This window comes from Bradyrhizobium sediminis, assembly GCF_018736105.1.
In the GTDB taxonomy this organism is placed as follows: domain Bacteria; phylum Pseudomonadota; class Alphaproteobacteria; order Rhizobiales; family Xanthobacteraceae; genus Bradyrhizobium.
The window spans coordinates 3159265-3178969 of sequence record NZ_CP076135.1; the positions used below are offsets into that span (position 1 = coordinate 3159265).

19 protein-coding genes and 2 tRNA genes are annotated in these 19705 nt (G+C 63.2%); 6 read left to right on the plus strand and 15 right to left on the minus strand.

Annotated elements, in window-relative coordinates:
• Positions 1-6 precede the first annotated feature (6 nt).
• From KMZ68_RS15035 to KMZ68_RS15065, 7 genes are read right to left on the minus strand one after another with little or no spacing between them, the layout of a single operon-like run.
• On the minus strand, positions 7-222 hold the full coding sequence (locus KMZ68_RS15035) for a hypothetical protein (protein WP_215616483.1): 216 nt from the start codon (positions 220-222) through the stop codon (positions 7-9).
• A complete protein-coding gene (nuoE, locus tag KMZ68_RS15040; RefSeq protein ID WP_215612067.1) occupies positions 219-830 on the minus strand; it encodes an NADH-quinone oxidoreductase subunit NuoE in 612 nt (203 codons plus the stop codon). Before nuoE ends, KMZ68_RS15035 begins: the two co-directional genes overlap by 4 nt.
• A gap of 14 nt (positions 831-844) precedes the next feature.
• Positions 845-1801, minus strand: a complete 957-nt coding sequence (locus tag KMZ68_RS15045) for an FkbM family methyltransferase (protein ID WP_215612068.1) — start codon at positions 1799-1801, stop codon at positions 845-847.
• Positions 1801-2997: an NADH-quinone oxidoreductase subunit D gene (locus tag KMZ68_RS15050; protein WP_215612069.1), complete on the minus strand. Its 1197-nt coding sequence runs from the start codon at positions 2995-2997 to the stop codon at positions 1801-1803. The genes KMZ68_RS15045 and KMZ68_RS15050 overlap by 1 nt, the downstream gene beginning before the upstream one ends.
• 2 nt (positions 2998-2999) lie before the next feature.
• Positions 3000-3614 (minus strand): NADH-quinone oxidoreductase subunit C, encoded by a 615-nt coding sequence (locus KMZ68_RS15055; RefSeq protein ID WP_215612070.1) that lies wholly within the window; start codon positions 3612-3614, stop codon positions 3000-3002.
• 10 nt (positions 3615-3624) lie between these two features.
• A complete protein-coding gene (locus KMZ68_RS15060) occupies positions 3625-4221 on the minus strand; it encodes a NuoB/complex I 20 kDa subunit family protein (RefSeq protein ID WP_215606476.1) in 597 nt (198 codons plus the stop codon).
• Positions 4212-4577, minus strand: coding sequence for an NADH-quinone oxidoreductase subunit A (locus KMZ68_RS15065; protein WP_215606475.1), 366 nt, complete (start codon positions 4575-4577; stop codon positions 4212-4214). The genes KMZ68_RS15060 and KMZ68_RS15065 overlap by 10 nt, the downstream gene beginning before the upstream one ends.
• Positions 4578-5163: 586 nt before the next feature.
• Between KMZ68_RS15065 and KMZ68_RS15070 the strand changes: the two genes are divergently transcribed.
• The gene (locus KMZ68_RS15070; RefSeq protein WP_215612071.1) at positions 5164-5361 is read left to right on the plus strand and encodes a hypothetical protein; all 198 of its coding nucleotides are present in this window, start codon (positions 5164-5166) and stop codon (positions 5359-5361) included.
• A 103-nt stretch (positions 5362-5464) separates the two neighbouring features.
• On the opposite strand, the gene KMZ68_RS15075 is transcribed toward KMZ68_RS15070, so the two are convergent.
• Together KMZ68_RS15075 and KMZ68_RS15080 are read right to left on the minus strand one after the other, a co-directional pair.
• Entirely contained in the window at positions 5465-7084 is a 1620-nt protein-coding gene (locus KMZ68_RS15075; RefSeq protein WP_215612072.1) for a hypothetical protein, read from the minus strand.
• A gap of 125 nt (positions 7085-7209) precedes the next feature.
• Positions 7210-7286 (minus strand) — tRNA-Asp (locus KMZ68_RS15080).
• Positions 7287-7499: 213 nt separating this feature from the next.
• Here KMZ68_RS15080 and KMZ68_RS15085 point away from each other — a divergent pair.
• Both KMZ68_RS15085 and pepT read left to right on the plus strand, forming a co-directional pair.
• Positions 7500-7799 carry an HU family DNA-binding protein gene (locus KMZ68_RS15085; protein WP_215612073.1) on the plus strand — a complete coding sequence of 100 codons (300 nt, stop codon included), beginning with the start codon at positions 7500-7502 and terminating at the stop codon, positions 7797-7799.
• 119 nt (positions 7800-7918) lie between these two features.
• Complete coding sequence (gene pepT / locus KMZ68_RS15090; RefSeq protein WP_371741334.1) at positions 7919-9187, plus strand: peptidase T; 1269 nt, start codon at positions 7919-7921, stop codon at positions 9185-9187.
• A 12-nt stretch (positions 9188-9199) separates the two neighbouring features.
• Here the strand turns inward: pepT and KMZ68_RS15095 are convergent, their stop codons facing one another.
• The 4 genes from KMZ68_RS15095 to KMZ68_RS15110 form a co-directional block, all read right to left on the minus strand.
• Positions 9200-10057 carry a class I SAM-dependent methyltransferase gene (locus tag KMZ68_RS15095; RefSeq protein ID WP_215612075.1) on the minus strand — a complete coding sequence of 286 codons (858 nt, stop codon included), beginning with the start codon at positions 10055-10057 and terminating at the stop codon, positions 9200-9202.
• A gap of 153 nt (positions 10058-10210) precedes the next feature.
• Entirely contained in the window at positions 10211-13420 is a 3210-nt protein-coding gene (locus KMZ68_RS15100; protein WP_215612076.1) for an efflux RND transporter permease subunit, read from the minus strand.
• Complete coding sequence (locus KMZ68_RS15105) at positions 13417-14406, minus strand: efflux RND transporter periplasmic adaptor subunit (RefSeq protein ID WP_215612077.1); 990 nt, start codon at positions 14404-14406, stop codon at positions 13417-13419. The genes KMZ68_RS15100 and KMZ68_RS15105 overlap by 4 nt, the downstream gene beginning before the upstream one ends.
• A 96-nt stretch (positions 14407-14502) precedes the next feature.
• On the minus strand, positions 14503-14811 hold the full coding sequence (locus tag KMZ68_RS15110; protein WP_215612078.1) for an ArsR/SmtB family transcription factor: 309 nt from the start codon (positions 14809-14811) through the stop codon (positions 14503-14505).
• Positions 14812-14938: 127 nt separating this feature from the next.
• Between KMZ68_RS15110 and KMZ68_RS15115 the strand changes: the two genes are divergently transcribed.
• The 3 genes from KMZ68_RS15115 to KMZ68_RS15125 are packed head-to-tail and all read left to right on the plus strand — an operon-like array spanning position 14939 to position 16905.
• Positions 14939-16225, plus strand: coding sequence for an NAD(P)/FAD-dependent oxidoreductase (locus KMZ68_RS15115; RefSeq protein WP_215612079.1), 1287 nt, complete (start codon positions 14939-14941; stop codon positions 16223-16225).
• Positions 16222-16665: a thioredoxin TrxC gene (gene trxC / locus KMZ68_RS15120; RefSeq protein WP_215612080.1), complete on the plus strand. Its 444-nt coding sequence runs from the start codon at positions 16222-16224 to the stop codon at positions 16663-16665. The genes KMZ68_RS15115 and trxC overlap by 4 nt, the downstream gene beginning before the upstream one ends.
• A gap of 36 nt (positions 16666-16701) precedes the next feature.
• On the plus strand, positions 16702-16905 hold the full coding sequence (locus tag KMZ68_RS15125; RefSeq protein WP_215612081.1) for a YgaP family membrane protein: 204 nt from the start codon (positions 16702-16704) through the stop codon (positions 16903-16905).
• A gap of 102 nt (positions 16906-17007) precedes the next feature.
• Here KMZ68_RS15125 and KMZ68_RS15130 read toward each other — a convergent pair.
• Positions 17008-17084: transfer RNA gene (locus KMZ68_RS15130), tRNA-Val, on the minus strand.
• A 109-nt stretch (positions 17085-17193) separates the two neighbouring features.
• Complete coding sequence (gene lon / locus KMZ68_RS15135) at positions 17194-19620, minus strand: endopeptidase La (protein WP_215612082.1); 2427 nt, start codon at positions 19618-19620, stop codon at positions 17194-17196.
• Between the last annotated feature and the right edge of the window lie 85 nt (positions 19621-19705).

Genomic DNA, 19705 nt, shown 5'->3' on the forward strand with positions numbered 1-19705 from the left:
CTAAGGTCAGCGATTGGACTGCATGTAGGCGAGACCTGCGGCGCATCCGCCGAAGGTCAGCGCCCAAAGCAGGCTTGATTCAAGCGTCGCGCTCAGCGCGTAACGCTGCAGCAGGAAAATGAACGCGGCCGCCGCCACCGTATGCAGAGCGATATAGCGCCAGTGCTTCATCGTACCGACACTCCCCTGTCCGGCCGCCTGTGATGTGCGGTCCCGCTTCATGTGGTTTCCTTCAGCGTGGTCGGTCCGCCCACCGGCGCCGAGAACTGCCGGTCGATTTGCGGTCCCGGCTTCGGCGGATTGCCGGAGGCAAAGCCGTCCAGCACCTTGCCGAAGCTCTCCTTGGTCAGATCCTCGTAGGTGTCCTTCCAGATCAGCACCATCGGCGCGTTGACGCAGGCGCCGAGACACTCGACCTCTTCCCAGCTGAAATTGCCGTCCTTCGACAGATGGAAGGGATCGTGGTGGATGCGGCTCTGGCACACCTCGATGATGTCGCCGGCGCCGCGCAGCCGGCACGGGGTGGTGCCGCAGACCTGCACATGGGCCTTCTTGCCGACCGGCTGCAGCTGAAACATGGTGTAGAAGGTCGCGACTTCGAGCACGCGGATGTAGGGCATTTCGAGCAGGTCCGCGACGGCGCGGATCGCCGCTTCCGAGACCCATCCTTCATGCTGTTCCTGGACCCGCCACAGGATCGCGATCACGGCCGAGGCCTGCCGGCCTTCCGGATATTTGGCGATCTGTTGTTTTGCCCAAGCGAGGTTCTCCGCTGTAAACGTGAAGCTCGCGGGCTGAAGTTCCTTCGGTGCAAGGCGGCGGACGGACATGGTCTCTCAGTCTCTCATTGCGCGCGGCGCTTAGCGTTCAGAGCGCTGATCCGGTCGAGCCAGAAAACGCTTGCGGTGCCGAACACGTTATAGCCAACGTGGGTTGAAACCTTGATGCGATCGAGGATCGAAAGCTCGGTCACCGTCTCCATGCGACTTGAGCGGGGATCGTAGACGATCAGCTTGAGCGGCGTCTGTTCGAGGATGTAGCGCGACACGGTATGATGCGGATCGTTGCCGTGCTCCTCGCACAGCAGCACGCTGTCGCCCTGCAACAGCCGCGTGCCGCCCTTGATGGCCTCGATCTCGACGCCCTCGACGTCGAGCTTGATCAGGAATTTTCCGCCGGCGGAAACCTTGCCGTCGTCGAGCAGGTTGTCGAGCGCGATCACCGGCACGTCCTCGCCGCCGTCAGCGGCGGCGCCGGCGATGCTGAGCGCCTCGTGCTTGGTCCCGGACAGCCGCGCGGTGCCCCGCGCCGCGCCGATCGCGCATTTCATCGCTTCGAAACGGTTGCCGTTGATCTCGGCGTTGTGCTTGAGCTTGGCGAAATTCTGCGACGACGGCTCGATCGCGATCGCCTTGTGCGAGCCGTAGGGCGCGCTCGAGATCAGCACCGACCAGTAGCCGTAATTGGCGCCGCAATCGAGCAGCGTATAATCGACATCGGCGGAATCCCGAAACAGCAGTTCGAGTTCGTTTTCATACGAGAACGAGCGGTTGAGCAGCTTGCTCCAGTAGCCGTCGCCATAGGGAAACGCGAAGGTCGCGTCCGCGTTGAGCCTGATGTCAATGTCGCGCTCGGGCAGCGTCCTGCGCAGCATATTGGCGCACATGTTGTAGCCGCGATGCGAAAACGACGACGCCACCTTCGAACCCGCCGACAGAGCAACCGCAGCCAGACGCTCCCACGCATTTGCGCCCTGGAGCACGCCGGTAGCCCGGTCAAACTGGATGGGCGGCATCGCCATCACCGATCGACCTCTCCGAACACGATATCGAGCGAGCCGAGGATGGCGGAGACGTCGGCCAAGAGATGGCCCTTGCAGATGAAATCCATCGCCTGCAGATGGGCAAAACCCGGCGCGCGGATCTTGCATTTGTAGGGCTTGTTGCCGCCGTCGGCGACCAGATAGACGCCGAACTCGCCCTTCGGCGCCTCGACCGCGGCATAGACCTCGCCGGCCGGCACGTGGAAGCCCTCGGTGTAGAGCTTGAAATGGTGGATCAGCGCTTCCATCGAGCGCTTCATCTCGCCGCGGCGCGGCGGCGCGATCTTGTTGTCTTCGACCACAACCGGCCCCTGCCCGTCCGGCGCGCGCAGCTTTGCGATACACTGCTTCATGATCCGCACCGACTGGCGCATCTCTTCCATGCGGATGCAGTAGCGGTCGTAGCAATCGCCGTTCTTGCCGATCGGAATATCGAAATCCATCTCGGCGTAGCACTCATAGGGCTGCGCCTTGCGCAGATCCCAGGCCGCGCCGGAGCCGCGCACCATCACGCCGGAGAAGCCCCATTCCCAGGCCTGCTTCAGCGTCACCACGCCGATGTCGACGTTGCGCTGCTTGAAGATGCGGTTGCCGGTGAGCAGCGTCTCGAGATCGGCGACCACCTGCAGGAACGGATCGCACCAGGCGTCGATATCGTCGATCAGTTTCGGCGGCAGGTCCTGGTGCACGCCGCCGATGCGGAAATAAGCCGCATGCATGCGGCTGCCGGAGGCGCGCTCGTAGAATACCATCAGCTTCTCGCGCTCTTCGAAGCCCCACAGCGGCGGGGTCAGCGCGCCGACGTCCATCGCCTGCGTGGTGACGTTGAGCAGATGCGACAGGATGCGGCCGATCTCGCAATACAGCACCCGGATCAGCTGTCCGCGGCGCGGCACTGATATGCCGAGCAGCTTTTCCGCCGCGAGGCAGAACGCGTGCTCCTGGTTCATCGGCGCCACATAATCGAGCCGGTCGAAATATGGGATCGCCTGCAGATAGGTCTTGTGCTCGATCAGCTTTTCGGTGCCGCGATGCAACAGCCCGATATGCGGATCGACGCGGGCGACGACTTCGCCGTCAAGCTCCAGCACCAGACGCAGCACGCCGTGCGCCGCGGGATGCTGCGGGCCGAAATTGATGGTAAAATTGCGGAGGTTCTGGCTTTGCTCGTTCATGGTCAGACCTTCGGCCCCGCCTTCTCATCGCCCGGCAGGACCGGATAGTCCGCGCCTTCCCACGGCGAGAGGAAATCGAATTTGCGGAATTCCTGGTTGAGGCGGACGGGTTCGTAGACCACCCGCTTCTCCTGGTCGTCGTAGCGCACCTCGACAAAGCCGGTGAGCGGGAAATCCTTGCGCAGCGGATGGCCGTCGAAGCCGTAGTCGGTCAACAGCCGCCGCATATCCGGATGGCCGGTGAAGATCACGCCGTAGAGATCGTAGGTCTCGCGCTCGAACCAGTCGGCGCCAGGGAACTCCTCGATGATCGAAGGCACCTGGGTGGTCTCATCGGCTTCCGCGCGCAGGCGGATGCGCTCGTTCAGCGTCGGAGACAGGAAGTGATAGATCACGTCGAAGCGCTTTTCGCGGCCGGGATAGTCCACCGCGGTGACGTCGATCAGGCTGACGAAGCGGCAGCCGGGATCGTCGCGCAGGAACTTGACGACTTCCACGATCTTGCCGGCCTGCACCGTCACCGTGAGCTGATTGAACGCGATCCTGTGGTCGATCGCGGCACCCGCTAGTGCGCCAACGATCGTCTGCCCCAGGGCGTCGAGCCTGCCGTCGTCCATACCCAAACCCTTAGCGTTCGATGGTTCCGGTGCGCCGGATCTTCTTCTGCAGCAGCATCACGCCGTAAAGCAGCGCTTCCGCCGTCGGCGGGCAGCCGGGCACGTAAATGTCGATGGGCACGATGCGGTCGCAGCCGCGCACCACCGAATAGGAGTAGTGATAGTAGCCGCCGCCGTTGGCGCACGATCCCATCGAGATGACGTAGCGCGGCTCCGGCATCTGGTCGTAGACCTTGCGCAGCGCCGGGGCCATCTTGTTGGTCAGGGTGCCGGCGACGATCATCACGTCGGACTGCCGCGGCGAAGCGCGCGGCGCAAAGCCGAACCGTTCGGCATCGTAGCGCGGCATCGACATCTGCATCATCTCGACCGCGCAGCATGCGAGACCGAAGGTCATCCACATCAGCGATCCCGTGCGCGCCCAGGTGATCAGGTCATCGGTGGCGGTGACGAAGAAGCCCTTGTCGGACAGTTCGTGATTGACCTCGAGAAAATACGGGTCGTTGGCGCCGACCGGCCGGCCGGTGCGCGGGTCGAGGATGCCGGTGGCGGCAGGTGCTACCGCTGGTGCAAATCCCGGCGTTGCGGCGGTGGGGCTCAATCCCATTCGAGCGCGCCTTTCTTCCATTCATAAGCAAAGCCGACGGTGAGGACGGCGAGGAAAACCACCATCGACCAGAAACCGGTGGCCCCGAGTTTCCCGAACGCCACCGCCCAAGGGAACAGGAATGCCACTTCGAGGTCGAAGATGATGAAGAGGATGGCCACCAGATAGAACCGGACGTCGAACTTCATGCGGGCATCGTCAAAAGCGTTGAATCCGCATTCATAGGCGGACAGCTTTTCCGGGTCGGGCTGCTGGAAGGCCAGCAGGAAGGGAGCGATCAACAACGCCAAACCGATCAGGGCCGCGACCCCGATAAACACCACAAGGGGAAGGTAATTCTGCAGAATGCCGGTCATCGGCGGTGCCCTTATTCCGCGGTTTCGGGGGACCGCAGATTCGTTAATTGGAATTGTTCTGAGCCTTAGCGCAGCGCAACAAGGGGCGCAAGACAAGCTATTTTTGAGGCTCCGTCCGGCCCCAGATGCGGCGGGATAACTCAGGAATGCCGGATGCGTTCGAGGGATAATTGCGGCCGATCGACGCCAACTTGAGCACCGACTGCTCCCCGGGTGACCGCAAGATTTGACCGGGATCAAAGACACAACAGCCAGGAAAGCTGCGGAATACATGACCCCGGTGCCATCGCGATTTTCGGAGGCCGCCGGCGGATGAGCCCGCCTGCCAGGCGGGCATCGGGCGAGATCCGCTGGCGGCGGTCACGACCACGCCGGGCGCCCTGCTGTTCGGGTGGGCGGCACGCTCCATCCGCAACGATATCCAGCGGGCGACCTGACCTTCCTGGCAGACCGGACCGGCGGGAGCCCGAAATAGCCCGGAAATACCCACGAAACCATTTTGGGGAACCCGCGAAACGATCCTGAAACAGAGCCGGCGTACTCCTGCAGCCAACGGCGAGGCGGCAGAAGTCGCCAGGAGGCTCAGATGAACCATTCAATTCACTCAGCGGACCGCTCCACCCACCTGAAGATCGTGGTCGTCGCCCTCGTGGCCGGTATCGCGGTGGCAGCCTTCGGCATCTCCGCCCGCACCAGTTCGTCGGACTACACCCAGACCGCCCAGGTCGTTAAGGCCGGCAAGTTGATGACAGTGACCAGTTCCAACGCCTCGCTGGTCCGCTAGGACAAAACCGGATATCCAGCGATTTGGCAGGTGGCCGCCCTTCGGGCGGCCTTTTGCTTTCCGGCCACGTTCCTCACCCCTGGAATGGCCAAAAGGGCCGTCTTCACCGGCTCTGCATGGCGTCCTTGATCTTCGCGCAGGCGATTCCGACCGTGTAGACCTGAATGCCCTCGACCACGCAATGCTCCGGCTTCAATTCCAGCAATCCAGCCGACGTCTTTGCGTTGAGCTTCTCGGAGGTCCGCACCACGATGCAGGGATATTCCGCGGCGAGCCTGGCATAGCTGTAGGGAAGCAGGTTCTTGAGCAGCAGGTGGCGGTAATAGCTGTGATCCAGCAGAGGCACATCGAAAACGCGGAGGTAGGCTTCGGAAAACCTGTGTTCCATCTGCGGGGTGGCCAGCGTCATGTCCGCGCCGTGGTTCAGTTCATTCTCAGGGGCCCGCACGAACATGCCGGAGACGTTGGCGCATGACGGACCGGCCGCCACCACGGCCTTCGACAGCCTTGCCCCGATATCGTTGAGGGCGCGCCAACCGAGCGCCCGGCTCCTGACCTCGAGCAACGTCGTCGCGATCAATCCGACGCAAACCAGAGCGGCAGCGCCGAACGTCACCGACGGCGAAAGCCTGGGGATCAACCTTCTGACCTCGATCGAGGTCAGGACCAGAACGCCGCCGGTCAGCACCCACGAAGCGACCATGTAGTGCAGGTGGAAATGCTTCGAGGTCGCCACGAGTAGCGCGGCAAAGGCCATGAACGATGCCACCAGTGTCAGGCTGACCGGATCGAAAAGGCGGCGGCTGGTCAGCATCTGTGCCAGCGCGGCCAGTGCGCCGGTCACGAACACGGCGAACAGAAGCGGTCCGGACGAAATGATTTGGGCCATGTTCGGCCAGAAAACGTTGAAGTCGATGAAGCCTGCTTCGCCTTCGCCGTAGACACCTTTGTGGGTCGCCAGATTGACGAGCCAGCGAAAGCCGCTCGTGAAAACGTAGGGATTGAGAACCCGGTTGAAGATGAAGAACGCGATCACGCCGACCAGCGTCGCTGTTGCGAACGCCCGTCGGTTTCGCAGCAGACTCACCCCCAGGATGGCCAGCGGGGCATACAAATATTTGGATGACAGGCCGAGCGCGAATACCAGTCCCTGGGCGAAGCCGAGGCGGACGCTCGGCGGCGTTTCGTCGAGCGCTGCCTTGAGCACCAGCGCCGTCCCGAAAATCGCCGAGGAAACCATCAGGCTTTCGGGAATCAGCAGTATCTCGAAATGCATGGCTTCGAGATGCACGAACGGCGCGACCTGGAACAGCAAGGCCGCCAGCGCGCTCCGCGTCGCGTTCCTGACGATGATGCCGGATGCCAGCAGCGCGCCGGACAGGATCAATGCCTCGGCCGCACGCGAGGCGTAGATGATCGCGTCGTAGTTCTTCAGCCCGAATTCGACGACATCCGAACGGCCGGCAAGGAACGTCCACAGTTTGACGATCAACCCGATCAGCAGGATCGTGGTCGTTCCGGGATGATCGTTCTTGATCATGGGATAGCCTGCTGCCCAGGCGAGACCGTTCATCGCATAGGCGGATTCCGGGTCGACCTGCTGCCCCCACGGCGCCGACCAGGCCGAATAGAGCAGAGCCACCGCGAGATAGACGAGCGGGAGCGCGGCAACCGCGTATCTCGCCCAGATGCCGCTGGCCGGCTCATCCGGAAAATATTTCATGACCTGCCTGCCCCACCAAAGACGAGCCGAATTCGAGAGCCTGCAGAAGAACAGCCGGGAAAGCGGGCGTCGGCGCCGGCGGACCGAAGGGGAACTCGCGGACCGGGGCTAAGCCATTGATTCAATGGCGCGAGAGACGGGGCTCGAACCCGCGACCTCCGGCGTGACAGGCCGGCGCTCTAACCAACTGAGCTACTCCCGCGTGATTTCGAAACCGCGCGAGGTGGGACTTAAAGGCGGGACCAATCCAAGTCAAGGTTGTTGCGAATCCCCCTGTCACTCGGGCATTTTTGGGACGTCGATGCAAATAATGGCCTGTTTGCAGGCAAAACAGCGTAGTCATTCCGCCCCCGAATCATTTAAGGCCTGATACGCCTTACTTTCCGTAAGCCATCAACAACGAGGAGGGCCAAACATGGCGAAGAAAGCAGCGACCCCGACCACCGTGACGCTCAAGCATCTGGCGGCGGCGATCGCCGATGAGCAGGAATTGTCGAAGAAGCAGGCCGAATCGATCCTGAACGACCTGGTCACCCGGATCACCAAGCACCTGAAGAAGGGCGAACGCATCCGTATCGTCGGCCTCGGCATCCTGCAGGTGCGCAAGCGCGCCGCCCGTATGGGCCGCAATCCCGCCACCGGCGAAGCCATCCACATCAAGGCCAGCAAGAAGGTCGCCTTCCGCGCGGCCAAGGAACTCAAGGAAGCCGTCTGATAAGACAGGTTTCTGTCCCGACTTGGCGTCATTCCGGCGTAGCGGCCCCCGGAATGACGCCCGGTTATGACGCTTGGTTCCAGGTTCAGTCTCCCCCCTCCCTGTCGGCGGTTTTGATTGTGGTTTCGCCCTCTGCAGCTTCGCCGTTAGGGTTCACGCACACCGTGACCGAGCGCTTTCTGCGCTACGTCGTCATCGACACCCAGTCGGACCCGGCCTCCCCCAGCTGCCCTTCCACCGAAAAACAGAAAGATCTAGGCCGCCTGCTCGCGAGCGAGTTGCAGGCGATGGGGCTGCGCGACGCCCATCTCGACGAACACGGCTATGTCTATGCGACGATCCCGGCGAATACCGACAAGCGGGTTCCAGTGGTCTGCTTCTGCTCGCATATGGACACCTCGCCCGACTGCACCGGCAAGGACGTCAAACCGCAGATCGTCAGGAATTACCGCGGCGGCGACATCGTGCTGCCCGCCGACCCCACGCAGGTGATCCGCGCCGCCGACCATCCCGCGCTCGCGGATCAGATCGGCAACGACATCATCACCACTGACGGCACCACTCTGTTAGGCGCCGACAACAAGGCCGGCCTCGCCGAAATCATGGATGCGGCGCATTTCTTGATCCACAATCCGCAGATCAAGCACGGCGCCATCAAGATCCTGTTCACGCCCGATGAAGAGATCGGACGCGGCGTCGACAAGGCCGACCTGAAAAAGCTCGGCGCCGATTTCGCCTACACCATCGACGGCGAAACCGCCGGGAATATCGAGGACGAAACGTTTTCCGCCGACAGCGCCACCATTTCAATCGAAGGCGTCAGCACCCATCCGGGCTTCGCCAAGGGCAAGATGGAGCACGCGATCAAGATCGCAGCTGCCATCGTCGAGCGCTTGCCCAAGACCACCTGTTCGCCGGAAACCACCGAAGGCGAGGAAGGATTCCTGCATCCGATCGGCATTTCAGGCGCTTTGGAGCAAGCCACGATCGGCTTCATCGTGCGCGACTTCACTGAAGCAGGCCTGAAAGAGAAGGAAGCCCTGCTGGAAGGCATCGTCAAGGACGTGATGAAGGGCTTTCCGCGCTCGACCTACCGGCTCGAGGTCAAGCAGCAGTACCGCAACATGAAGCAGGTGATCGATCGTCACCCCGAAATCATCGACAATGCGATGGAAGCGATCCGCCGCACCGGGCTCACGCCGGTGAAGACGTCGATCCGCGGCGGCACCGACGGCTCGCGGCTGTCGTTCATGGGACTGCCCTGCCCCAACATTTTCGCCGGCGAGCACGCGTTTCATTCGCGGCTGGAATGGGTCAGCGTGCAGGACATGGAAAAAGCCATGCAGACCATCGTGCATCTGGCGATGATCTGGGAAGAGCGGGCCTGACGCGCGCTCGCCTTAGGCGCTTGCCGTCACGATCCAGATCGATCCGCCGAGCGGCACTGTTTGGCCCTGGACAAAGGGCGCCAGCGCCTCGCGTATCGACTGTTTGGCGGCCGTTCGCACCTCTGCCGGCTGCCCCTCCAGCGCGCGGTTGGACGGTCCGATTTCGAGCGCAGAATCGACCGCGGCGTCGAGACCGCGGCCGATCGCGATGTCGAGCGACAGATTGCACGGCTCCATGGCTATGTCAGAAAATCCGGCCTCGCTCAAAATCCTCGTCACGCGCTGCTCGGAGGCAAACGCGAACGGACCGGGGTCCTCGGGCCCTTGCTGCGGCAGCTTCGGCACGTGCTTATAGACCGCCTGCAGCGGCGCCATCATCCAGGGATTGTGGCGCGGCTCGCGCCAGCAGGCGAAGGCCAGTCGTCCCGACGGCCGCAACGCCTTGCGCATATTGGCGAAGGAAAGCGCCGGTTCGGCGAAGAACATTACACCGAACCGCGAGACCAGGAGATCGAAGCTGGCGGGGTCGAACGGGTAGACGGTGGCATCCGCAAGCACAAAGTCGACCGGCAGGTCCGGCGGCGCGATCTGCCGGGCGCGCGCCAGCATCGGCGCCGAGATGTCGATGCCCAGCACATGGCCAGTCGGGCCGGTTCGCTGCGCCAGCGCGATGGTGATGGCGCCGCAGCCGCAGCCGACATCGATGATCCGCTCGCCTGCCCTGACTTTGGCGCGGTCGATCAGGATCTCGGAGACCGGCGCGAGCACGATGTCCTGCCCCGCCTGCCGGTCGGTCCAGCGCTGGCCGGCGGGGCCGTTCCAGTACGCAATCTGGTCGGCGTTTTGTTGGTGGCCTGTGGGAATATCCATCGCGCCTAATCCACCGCAGGCCCGGCCATAGCCGCGATCACGGCTGCAGCGGGGACGATTCTCATGCGTTTGCTCTTTGCCTGACGTTTAGCATGCCGACACCGATCGATCCATGAGGGAACCGGTGCTGTCGGCCACCGCCGCTCGAGCCGTTCAGGATGCCTTGGGCGATCTGTCGCGTAGCGCGATGTAGATCGCGGGAATGACCAGAACCGTCAGCAGGGTCGACGAAGCCAGGCCGAACAGCAGCGAAATCGCGAGCCCCTGAAAGATCGGATCGAGCAGGATGGTCGCGGCGCCGATCATGGCGGCCAGCGCGGTAAGCAGGATCGGCTTGAAGCGCACGGCGCCGGCTTCCAGCACGACATCGCGCATCGACCTGTTCTCGCCCCCGCTGTGGCGGATGAAGTCGACCAGCAGGATCGAATTGCGGACGATGATGCCGGCAAGCGCGATGAAGCCGATCATGGAAGTCGCGGTGAACGGCGCGCCCAGCAGCCAGTGCCCGAGCAGAATGCCGATCAGGGTCAGCGGTATGGGCGTCAGGATCACCAGCGGCAGCCGGAAACTGCCGAACTGCGCCACCACCAGCACGTAGATCCCGAGGATCGCCGCGCCAAACGCCGCGCCCATGTCCCGGAAGGTGACATAGGTGATCTCCCATTCGCCGTCCCACAACAGCGTCGGCCGGGACTCATCGGCCGGCTGTCCGTGTAGGCCGATGACGGGCTTCTGCAGCTTGCCCCAATCGTGCGCGTCGATCCGGTCGGAAACCGCGAGCATACCGTAAAGCGGCGCCTCGAAGCGGCCCGCCAGTTCTGCCATCACCATGTCGGCGAACCGGCCGTCGCGACGAAAGATCGTCGGCGATCCTTCTTCGACGGTCGCCTTGACCAGCTGCCCCAACTCGACGACGGTCTTGCTGCCGGGAAGCGTGTTGGCGGGCACCGGTGTGGAAGCCAGCGCTTCGGTCCAGGCGAGGTCGCGCTTCGGCAGCCGGACCGCGATCTCGATCGGATTGCGGTCCTCGCCGCGGTGCGAATAGCCCACGGAGACGCCGCCGAACAGCGTCTGGATGGTGTCGTAGACATCGCGCTGCTCGACGCCGAAGAATTCGAGCCGGTCCTGGTCGATCGAAAGCCGCAGCCGCGGCCGCTTCTCCCCGATCGAATCGTCGATATCGACGATGAACGGCACTTCGGCGAAGATCTTCTTCAGTTCGCCCGTCACCGCCCGGCGGGTCGCCGCATCGGGTCCGTAGACCTCGGCCAGCAACGTCGCCAGCACCGGCGGACCGGGCGGCACTTCGACGACCTTGATGCTGGTGCCGGGTGGGACACTGACGGCCTTGAGCCGCTGACGCAGATCGAGCGCAATGTCATGGCTCGCCCGCTTGCGATCGGATCGCGCGGCAAGATTGACCTGCAGTTCGCCCAGTTCCGGACGCGCGCGCAAATAATAGTGCCGGACCAGGCCGTTGAAATTGAACGGCGCGGCGGTGCCGGCATAGGACTGCACCGAGGTGATCTCGGGCAGGCCGCGGGCGACATCGGCGGCGGCAAACAGCGTTCGTTCGGTATCCTCGAGGCTGGCGCCCTCGGGAAGATCGACCACCACCGCGATCTCGGATTTATTGTCGAACGGCAGCAATTTGACCGTCACCGACTTGGTGGCGAACAAGGTCATCGACAACAGCGTGGCGACCCCGACACCGATCAGGAATGTCCAGGCCGAACGCCTGTTGGCGACGATCGGGGTTGCGAAGCGACGATAGAGGCGCCCGAGCACGCCTTCGTCGTGTGCGTCATGCGCCGCGCCGGCAACACCCTCTTTCGGCGCCAGCCGCAGCATCAGCCACGGCGCCACCACCATCGCCACAAAGAACGAGAACAGCATCGCCGCGGACGCATTGGCCGGTATCGGCGCCATATACGGGCCCATCAGCCCCGACACGAACAGCATCGGCAGCAAAGCGGCAACGACGGTCAGGGTCGCAACGATGGTCGGATTGCCGACTTCGGCGACGGCCTCGATGGTGGCCTGCAGCCGCGGCCGCCCATCGCGCATCGCCCAGTGGCGGGCGATATTCTCGACCACCACGATGGCGTCGTCGACCAGGATGCCGATCGAGAAGATCAATGCGAACAGGCTGACGCGGTTGATGGTGTAGCCCATCAAATTCGCGGCAAACATCGTCAGCAGGATGGTCGTCGGGATCACGACCAGCGTCACCAGCGCCTCGCGCCAGCCGATCGCAATCGCGATCAGGACCACGATCGAGATCGTCGCCAGGCCGAGGTGAAACAGGAGTTCGTTGGCCTTTTCGTTCGCCGTCTCGCCATAGTCGCGGGTGACGGTGACCTCGACATCCTCCGGGATGAGGCGCGATTTCAGCCCGGCAAGCCGGTGCGTAATTTCTTCGGAAACGACCACCGCATTGGCGCCCGCCCGCTTGGCAAGCGCCAGGCTGACCGCCGGAACCCGCTCCCACTTACCCTTGCCGTCACGCGCATCGCTCCAGATGCGGTGCTCGATCGCATTGGGTCCGATGACCACGCTGGCGACGTCCTTGACGTAGACCGGACGTCCGTCACGCGTCGAGATCAGCAGCAGGCCGATGTCGGGAATGCCGGTCAGCGTCTGGCCCGCCGACACGCTGCGCACCTTGCCGGCGTCGCGGACCTGTCCCGCCATGAACGACCGGTTGGCGTCCTTCACCTTGGCGACGAGCTGCTGCAGCGTCACGCCGAACAGCGACAGCTTTTCCGGATCGGGCTCCACCCGGATCTGCTGGGCTCCGCCGCCGGAAATATAGGTCAGGCCGATGCTGTCGACCTTCATCAACTCCGCGCGCAGCTTGTCGGCGAGTTCGTAGAGATCCTTGTCCGTCCACCGGCCGGCGGCCTCGGGCTTCGGCGAAAGCGTCAGCACGGTCACGGCGACGTCGTTGATGCCGCGGCCGACGATCGAGGGCTCGGAAATGCCCACGGGAATACGGTCCAGATTGGCGCGGATCTTCTCATGAACGCGAAGGATGGCGTCCTCGGACTTGGTCCCGACCAGAAAACGCGCGGTGACCATGACGCGATCGTCTTCGGTCTGGCTGTAAACGTGTTCCACGCCATCGATGCCCTTGACGATGGCTTCAAGGGGCTTGGTGACCAGTTCAACCGCATCCGGGCCGCGCAATCCGTCCGCATTGATGCGGATGTCGACCATGGGGACGCTGATCTGAGGCTCTTCCTCGCGCGGAATGACCACCACGGCGATCATGCCGACGACCAGCGAGGCGAGCAGGAACAATGGCGTCAGCGGCGATCCGATGGTGGCCCGGGTGAGCCGGCCCGAAAGTCCGAGATTCACGGTTGCACCAACTGGTCGCCGGTACGAATACCGGACAGGATTTCGAGACCATTGGGCAGATCGGGGCTCGCCAGATTCCGCCCGCGCTGCACCGGCGCGCTGACGGTGCGATCGCCCTGGCGTATCTGGACGTAATCGATGCCGAAGCGCGTGGTGACGTAATCAGATGGAATCACGAACGCCATCCGCTCGCCGCCGGATATCCAGACCCGCAAACGGTCGCCGACGAAATATTCCCCGAGGTTTTCGACGGTGGCGTCCGCGATCACGCGGCCGTCCTCGATCTGCGGATAAACCAGATCGATCACACCCGATTTCGGACTCTGGTCGCCGAACTCGGCGCCATCGACCCTGATCTTGTCACCGGTCTTCAGGAAGCGGGCATGCCGTTCCGGCACCCGCAGCCTCAACTTGAAATTCTGTTGCGCAATCATCGCAACGGGGTCGCCGGGCAATACGACGGAGCCAACGGCCGCCAGTTTCTTCAGCACGCGCCCGCCGGCGGGCGCCAGCACCTGCCCTTCGTTGAATTGCTGCTGGACCACGGCACGTTCGGCGGTCTTCGCCCGCAGACCGTTCTCCGCCACGTTGAGCACGGTGCGCGCCTCGTCGAGCTTGACCCGGGGAAGCGTCCCGCGCTCCACCAGTCCCTCGATCCGGGAAAAATCGATCTGCGCCTGATTCGACTGCGCCTGCAGCGCGTCGATCTGCGCATCCAGCGATTTCATCTGAAGGCCAAGTTTTTCGTCGCCGATCGTGGCGATCGCCTGTCCGCGCGTTACCGGATCGCCTTCGCGAACGTTGAGCTGAACGATGGTGCCGCCGATACGCCCGCGGGCCGGAACCACGCTGATGCTCTCGACGGTTGCGAACACCGCCTTCTCGTCGGCGACCGGCCGCAGCGCCACGGTCAGGGTTTCGGCATCGGCGCTTTGGCCGCCCAATGCCGCTGCCGCAAGAACGCCGAATGCAATCAATCTACGCATGGTCATTGCCTTTCCGCTCCCTGGCGGTTGTTCGGGCATCTCATTGAAGTTCGCCGCGACGACGTTGACCTGCCTCAAGGCGTCGCCTGCGCGCTCCTATAATTTAGTCTTGCTGGTTCTGGCTTTCGGCGCGCAATAGACCTGATAGAGCGTTTTCAGGATCTCGCGCGCGGGATCGCTGGCGATCGAGTAGTAGATCGTCTGGGCATCACGCCGCGCCGACACCAAGCCATCCTTGCGGAGCAAAGCAAGATGCTGGGACACCGTGGAATCGCGCAGGCTCAGGAACTCCGCGAGATCGCCAACCGAGCGCTCGCCGTCGATCAGCTGGCAGATGATCAGCAGCCGATGACGATTGGAAAGCGCCTTCAGGAGGTCGCTGGCCCGATCGGCCGCCGACTCCATTAACGTGCTATCTATTTTCATACTTGCGTATATACGATTATTCGAATATATAGTCAAGGCAGGCGGTCGAACAAGCCAAGGCAAATTGGCGCAGCCGCAACAGGGAATGCAGCAAACGGAGGTTTTCATGGCGGAAGTTGTCGTTATCGGAGCCGGTCTCAGCGGGACGCTGATGGCCTACGAATTGTTACCGCAACTGAGGAAGGGCGATCGTCTGACCGTTGTCTCCCAGGGGCCGGTCTATCATTTCGTCCCCTCCAATCCCTGGGTCGCGATCGGCTGGCGCAAGCGCGGCGATATCGAGATCGACCTTGTCGACATCATGAAGCGCAAGGGCATCCGGCTTCTGACGCAGGGCGCACAGCGCGTGCATCCGACCGAAAACCGCGTCGAACTCTCGGACGGCGCCTCGATCGATTACGACTACCTGGTGGTCGCTACCGGGCCTGAACTCGCATTCGACGAAATCCCCGGGCTCGGGCCGGACGGCCACACCCAATCGGTCTGCCACGTCGATCACGCCGCCCACGCCAAGGACGCCTTCGAGAAGCTCGCCGCCAATCCGGGTCCGGTGGTGATCGGCGCCGTGCAAGGCGCCTCCTGCTTCGGGCCGGCCTACGAATTCCTGTTCATCCTGGAAACCGAGCTGCGCCGCCGCAAGCTTCGCGACCGCGTGCCCATGACCTTCGTCACCTCGGAGCCCTATATCGGGCATCTCGGTCTCGACGGGGTCGGCGACACCAAGGGCCTGCTCGAAAGCGAGATGCGCGAGAAGCACGTCAAATGGATCACCAACGCCCGGGTCAAGGGCGTCGAGCAGGGCAAGATGACCGTCGAGGAGATCGCCGAAGACGGATCGATCCGCAAGACCCACGAACTGCCGTTCGCCTATTCGATGATGCTGCCGGCGTTCCGCGGCGTCGGCGCTGTCAGAGGCATCGAGAAGCTGACCAACCCGCGCGGTTTCGTGATCGTCGACAAGCATCAGCGCAATCCCGAATATCCCAACATCTTCGCGATCGGCGTCTGCGTGGCGATTGCGCCGGTCGGAGCCACCCCGGTCCCGGTCGGCGTGCCGAAGACCGGATTCATGATCGAGTCGATGGTGACGGCGACGGCGATGAACATCGGCTCGCTGCTCAAGGGCCAGGCCCCCGCGGCGCAGCCGACCTGGAACGCGATCTGCCTTGCCGATTTCGGCGACTCCGGCGTCGCCTTCCTGGCGCAGCCGCAGATTCCTCCGCGCAACGTCAACTGGTCGTCGAAGGGCGAATGGGTTCATTTCGCCAAGGTCGCGTTCGAGAAATACTTCCTGCGCAAGATCCGGCGCGGCGAGAGCGAGCCGTTCTACGAGCGCTTCCTGCTCGACAAGCTCAACATCGCCAAAATCAAGGAGGTCAAGACCGGAACATGAGTGCGAGTCACCAGGTCGTCTGTGGACATTGCGGCAAGATCAACCGGCTGCCGGCCGAACGGACCGCAACGGACGCGCGTTGCGGGTCGTGTCACCAGCCGATCTTCAGCGGTCACCCCATCGAGGTGGACGAGGAGGCGTTCGGCCGCCACGTCGCCAGCAGCGACATCCCCGTCCTCGTCGATGTCTGGGCGCCCTGGTGCGGCCCCTGCCGCTCCATGGCGCCGATGTTCGAACGGGCCGCGCAGGAACTCGAGCCCAGGGTTCGGCTCTTGAAGCTGAACTCGGACAACGCGCCCTCCGTCTCCTCCCGCCTCGGCATCAGCGGCATCCCTACCCTGCTGCTGATGCACAAGGGCCGGGAGATCGCACGGAGCGCTGGCGCGATGGATACCAAGAGAATCGTTGCATGGACGATGGCCGGGCTTGCCCGGTCCTGATGACTTCAAACCCACCTGGAAGGAAAGAAATACGTCATGAACATCGATAAGGCAGTGCTCGCTTTCGCAGGATTTGTCGTGCTTCTCGGCCTCACGCTGGGCTGGCTGGTGCATCCCTACTGGTACCTGCTGACCGCCTTCGCCGGGCTGAACATGCTGCAGGCAGCCTTCACCGGCTTCTGTCCCGCGGCGATGATCTTCAAGAAGCTCGGCCTGCGCGGCGGCAACGCGTTTTCGTAAACGCGCTCGGATCGGTTCGCCGCCGTCGCTTCGCGACTTCAGCGCGACGGCCTTCGCTACGCGGGGGCTTGCCGAGCCTGATCTCGCGCAGCGAGCGAAGGCTGGTAGGCGGCGAGAGATTCGAACTCCCGACCCTCTCGGTGTAAACGAGATGCTCTAACCAGCTGAGCTAGCCGCCCTCGCCTGCCTGTTTACCGCTGCCCCGCCCCCGGGCGCAAGCCGTGTATCGCCTCACAAAAAAGCGGCGCCCCGAAGGACGCCGCTCGTGTATCATTGGAAGCCGGACGCTCAGTGCGCCGTCAGGCCGCCCGCCGCCTCGTCTGACGTGTCGGGCTTGACCGGCACCTTGGTGTCCTCTTCCCAGACGATCGGCACCGGCGGCCGCACCAGGGCCTTGGAGACGACGTCGTCGAGCCGTGCCACCGGGATGATCGTCATCCCGCCCTTGATCGCATCGGAAATCTCCGTGAGATCCTTGGCGTTGTCCTCGGGGATCAGCACCGTCTTGATGCCGCCGCGGGCCGCGGCCAGCAGCTTCTCCTTCAACCCGCCGATCGGCAGCACGCGTCCGCGCAAGGTGATCTCGCCGGTCATGGCGACATCGTGCCGGACCGGGATGCCGGTCATGATGGAGACGATCGCTGTCGCCATCGCGACACCCGCGGAGGGTCCATCCTTCGGGGTCGCCCCTTCAGGCACGTGGACGTGGATGTCGCGCCGGTCGAACAAGGGCGGCTCGATGCCGAAGCCGACGGCGCGCGAGCGGACGTAAGACGCCGCCGCCGAAATCGACTCCTTCATCACGTCGCGCAAATTGCCCGTGACCGTCATCTTGCCCTTGCCGGGCATCATGACGCCTTCGATGGTCAGCAGTTCGCCGCCGACATCGGTCCAGGCCAGGCCCGTGACGATACCGACCTGAGGCTCGCTCTCGATCTCGCCGAAGCGGTACTTGGGAACGCCGAGGAACTCTTCCAGAGTCTTCTCGGTGACCTTGACCGACTTCTTCTTGGAGATCATCAGCTCCTTCACCGCCTTGCGGGCGAGTGTCGAAAGCTCACGCTCCAGGTTACGCACGCCCGCTTCGCGGGTGTAACGCCGGATCATCAGGAGCAGCGCATCGTCGTCGATCGACCATTCCTTGGAATCCAGGCCATGCTTGGAGATCGCGTTCGGGATGAGATGCTTGCGGGCGATCTCGACCTTCTCGTTTTCGGTGTAGCCGGCGATCCGGATGATCTCCATGCGGTCCATCAGCGGCCCCGGAATATTCAGCGTATTCGCGGTCGTGATGAACATCACGTTGGACAGATCGTAATCGACCTCGAGGTAGTGGTCGTTGAAGGTCGAGTTCTGCTCGGGGTCGAGCACCTCGAGCAGCGCCGATGACGGATCGCCGCGGAAGTCGGCGCCCATCTTGTCGATCTCGTCCAGCAGGAACAGCGGATTCGAGGTCTTGGCCTTGCGCATTGACTGGATGACCTTGCCGGGCATCGAGCCGATATAGGTGCGGCGGTGACCCCGGATCTCGGCCTCGTCGCGCACGCCGCCGAGCGAGACGCGCACGAATTCGCGCCCCGTCGCTTTCGCGATCGACTTGCCGAGCGAGGTCTTGCCGACGCCGGGAGGGCCGACCAGGCACAGGATCGGTCCGGTGAGCTTGTTGGCGCGCGACTGCACCGCGAGATACTCGACGATGCGGTCCTTGACCTTCTCGAGACCGTAGTGATCGCTGTCGAGCACGGCCTGGGCTGCGACCAGATCCTTCTTGACCTTGGACTTCTTGTTCCACGGGATCGACAGCAGCCAGTCGAGATAGTTGCGCACGACGGTCGCTTCCGCGGACATCGGCGACATCTGGCGCAGCTTCTTCAGTTCGTGCTGCGCCTTCTCGCGCGCTTCCTTGGAAAGCTTGGTCTTGGCAATCTTCTCTTCCAGATCAGCCAGTTCGTCGCGGCCTTCGTCGTCGCCGAGCTCCTTCTGGATCGCCTTCATCTGCTCGTTGAGATAATATTCGCGCTGGGTCTTCTCCATCTGGCGCTTGACGCGCGAGCGGATGCGCTTCTCGACCTGCAGCACCGAGATCTCGCTCTCCATCAGGCCGAGCACCTTCTCGAGGCGCGCGGTGACCGACAGCGTCTCCAGGATGCCCTGGCGATCGGCGATCTTGACGGCGAGGTGCGAGGCAACGGTGTCGCCGAGCTTGGCGAAGTCGGTGATGGCCTGCACCACGCCGACGACTTCGGCCGAGATCTTCTTGTTGAGCTTCACATAGCTCTCGAAGTCGGACACCACCGAGCGCGCCAGCGCTTCCGCCTCGACGGACGTCGCATCGGTGTCGGCAAGCGCGACTGCGGTGGCTTCGTAATATTCCGACCGGTCGGTGTATTTCTGCACGCGCGCGCGCTCGAGCCCTTCCACCAGCACCTTGACGGTGCCGTCCGGCAATTTGAGCAGCTGCAACACGCTGGCGAGCGTACCGGTCTCGTAGATCGAATCCGGGTTCGGATCGTCGTCCGACGCGTTCTTCTGCGTCGCGAGCATGATCAGCGCGTCATTCTTCATGACCTCTTCGAGGGCGCGGATCGATTTCTCGCGGCCGACGAACAGCGGCACGATCATGTGCGGAAAGACCACGATGTCGCGAAGCGGCAGCACCGGATAAGAGTGGCTTTCGCCGTGAACGATAGATGGCCGGGGTTTTGCGGTAGTCATGGCCTGTTCCTTTTGTTTTGCCCCCCTGCACGCAGCCCGCAATTTTGCGCAACCGCCACAAGGTGCCTGTAAGTTCCGGGTCGGA

What these genes read in the sequence shown, in the direction of transcription:
- KMZ68_RS15035 (WP_215616483.1), bottom strand. Translation starts at nt 222, where the DNA reads ATGAAGCGGGACCGCACATCACAGGCGGCCGGACAGGGGAGTGTCGGT.
- nuoE (WP_215612067.1), bottom strand. Translation starts at nt 830, where the DNA reads ATGTCCGTCCGCCGCCTTGCACCGAAGGAACTTCAGCCCGCGAGCTTC.
- KMZ68_RS15045 (WP_215612068.1), bottom strand. Translation starts at nt 1,801, where the DNA reads ATGGCGATGCCGCCCATCCAGTTTGACCGGGCTACCGGCGTGCTCCAG.
- KMZ68_RS15050 (WP_215612069.1), bottom strand. Translation starts at nt 2,997, where the DNA reads ATGAACGAGCAAAGCCAGAACCTCCGCAATTTTACCATCAATTTCGGC.
- KMZ68_RS15055 (WP_215612070.1), bottom strand. Translation starts at nt 3,614, where the DNA reads ATGGACGACGGCAGGCTCGACGCCCTGGGGCAGACGATCGTTGGCGCA.
- KMZ68_RS15060 (WP_215606476.1), bottom strand. Translation starts at nt 4,221, where the DNA reads ATGGGATTGAGCCCCACCGCCGCAACGCCGGGATTTGCACCAGCGGTA.
- KMZ68_RS15065 (WP_215606475.1), bottom strand. Translation starts at nt 4,577, where the DNA reads ATGACCGGCATTCTGCAGAATTACCTTCCCCTTGTGGTGTTTATCGGG.
- KMZ68_RS15070 (WP_215612071.1), top strand. Translation starts at nt 5,164, where the DNA reads ATGAACCATTCAATTCACTCAGCGGACCGCTCCACCCACCTGAAGATC.
- KMZ68_RS15075 (WP_215612072.1), bottom strand. Translation starts at nt 7,084, where the DNA reads ATGAAATATTTTCCGGATGAGCCGGCCAGCGGCATCTGGGCGAGATAC.
- KMZ68_RS15085 (WP_215612073.1), top strand. Translation starts at nt 7,500, where the DNA reads ATGGCGAAGAAAGCAGCGACCCCGACCACCGTGACGCTCAAGCATCTG.
- KMZ68_RS15095 (WP_215612075.1), bottom strand. Translation starts at nt 10,057, where the DNA reads ATGGATATTCCCACAGGCCACCAACAAAACGCCGACCAGATTGCGTAC.
- KMZ68_RS15105 (WP_215612077.1), bottom strand. Translation starts at nt 14,406, where the DNA reads ATGCGTAGATTGATTGCATTCGGCGTTCTTGCGGCAGCGGCATTGGGC.
- KMZ68_RS15110 (WP_215612078.1), bottom strand. Translation starts at nt 14,811, where the DNA reads ATGGAGTCGGCGGCCGATCGGGCCAGCGACCTCCTGAAGGCGCTTTCC.
- KMZ68_RS15115 (WP_215612079.1), top strand. Translation starts at nt 14,939, where the DNA reads ATGGCGGAAGTTGTCGTTATCGGAGCCGGTCTCAGCGGGACGCTGATG.
- trxC (WP_215612080.1), top strand. Translation starts at nt 16,222, where the DNA reads ATGAGTGCGAGTCACCAGGTCGTCTGTGGACATTGCGGCAAGATCAAC.
- KMZ68_RS15125 (WP_215612081.1), top strand. Translation starts at nt 16,702, where the DNA reads ATGAACATCGATAAGGCAGTGCTCGCTTTCGCAGGATTTGTCGTGCTT.
- lon (WP_215612082.1), bottom strand. Translation starts at nt 19,620, where the DNA reads ATGACTACCGCAAAACCCCGGCCATCTATCGTTCACGGCGAAAGCCAC.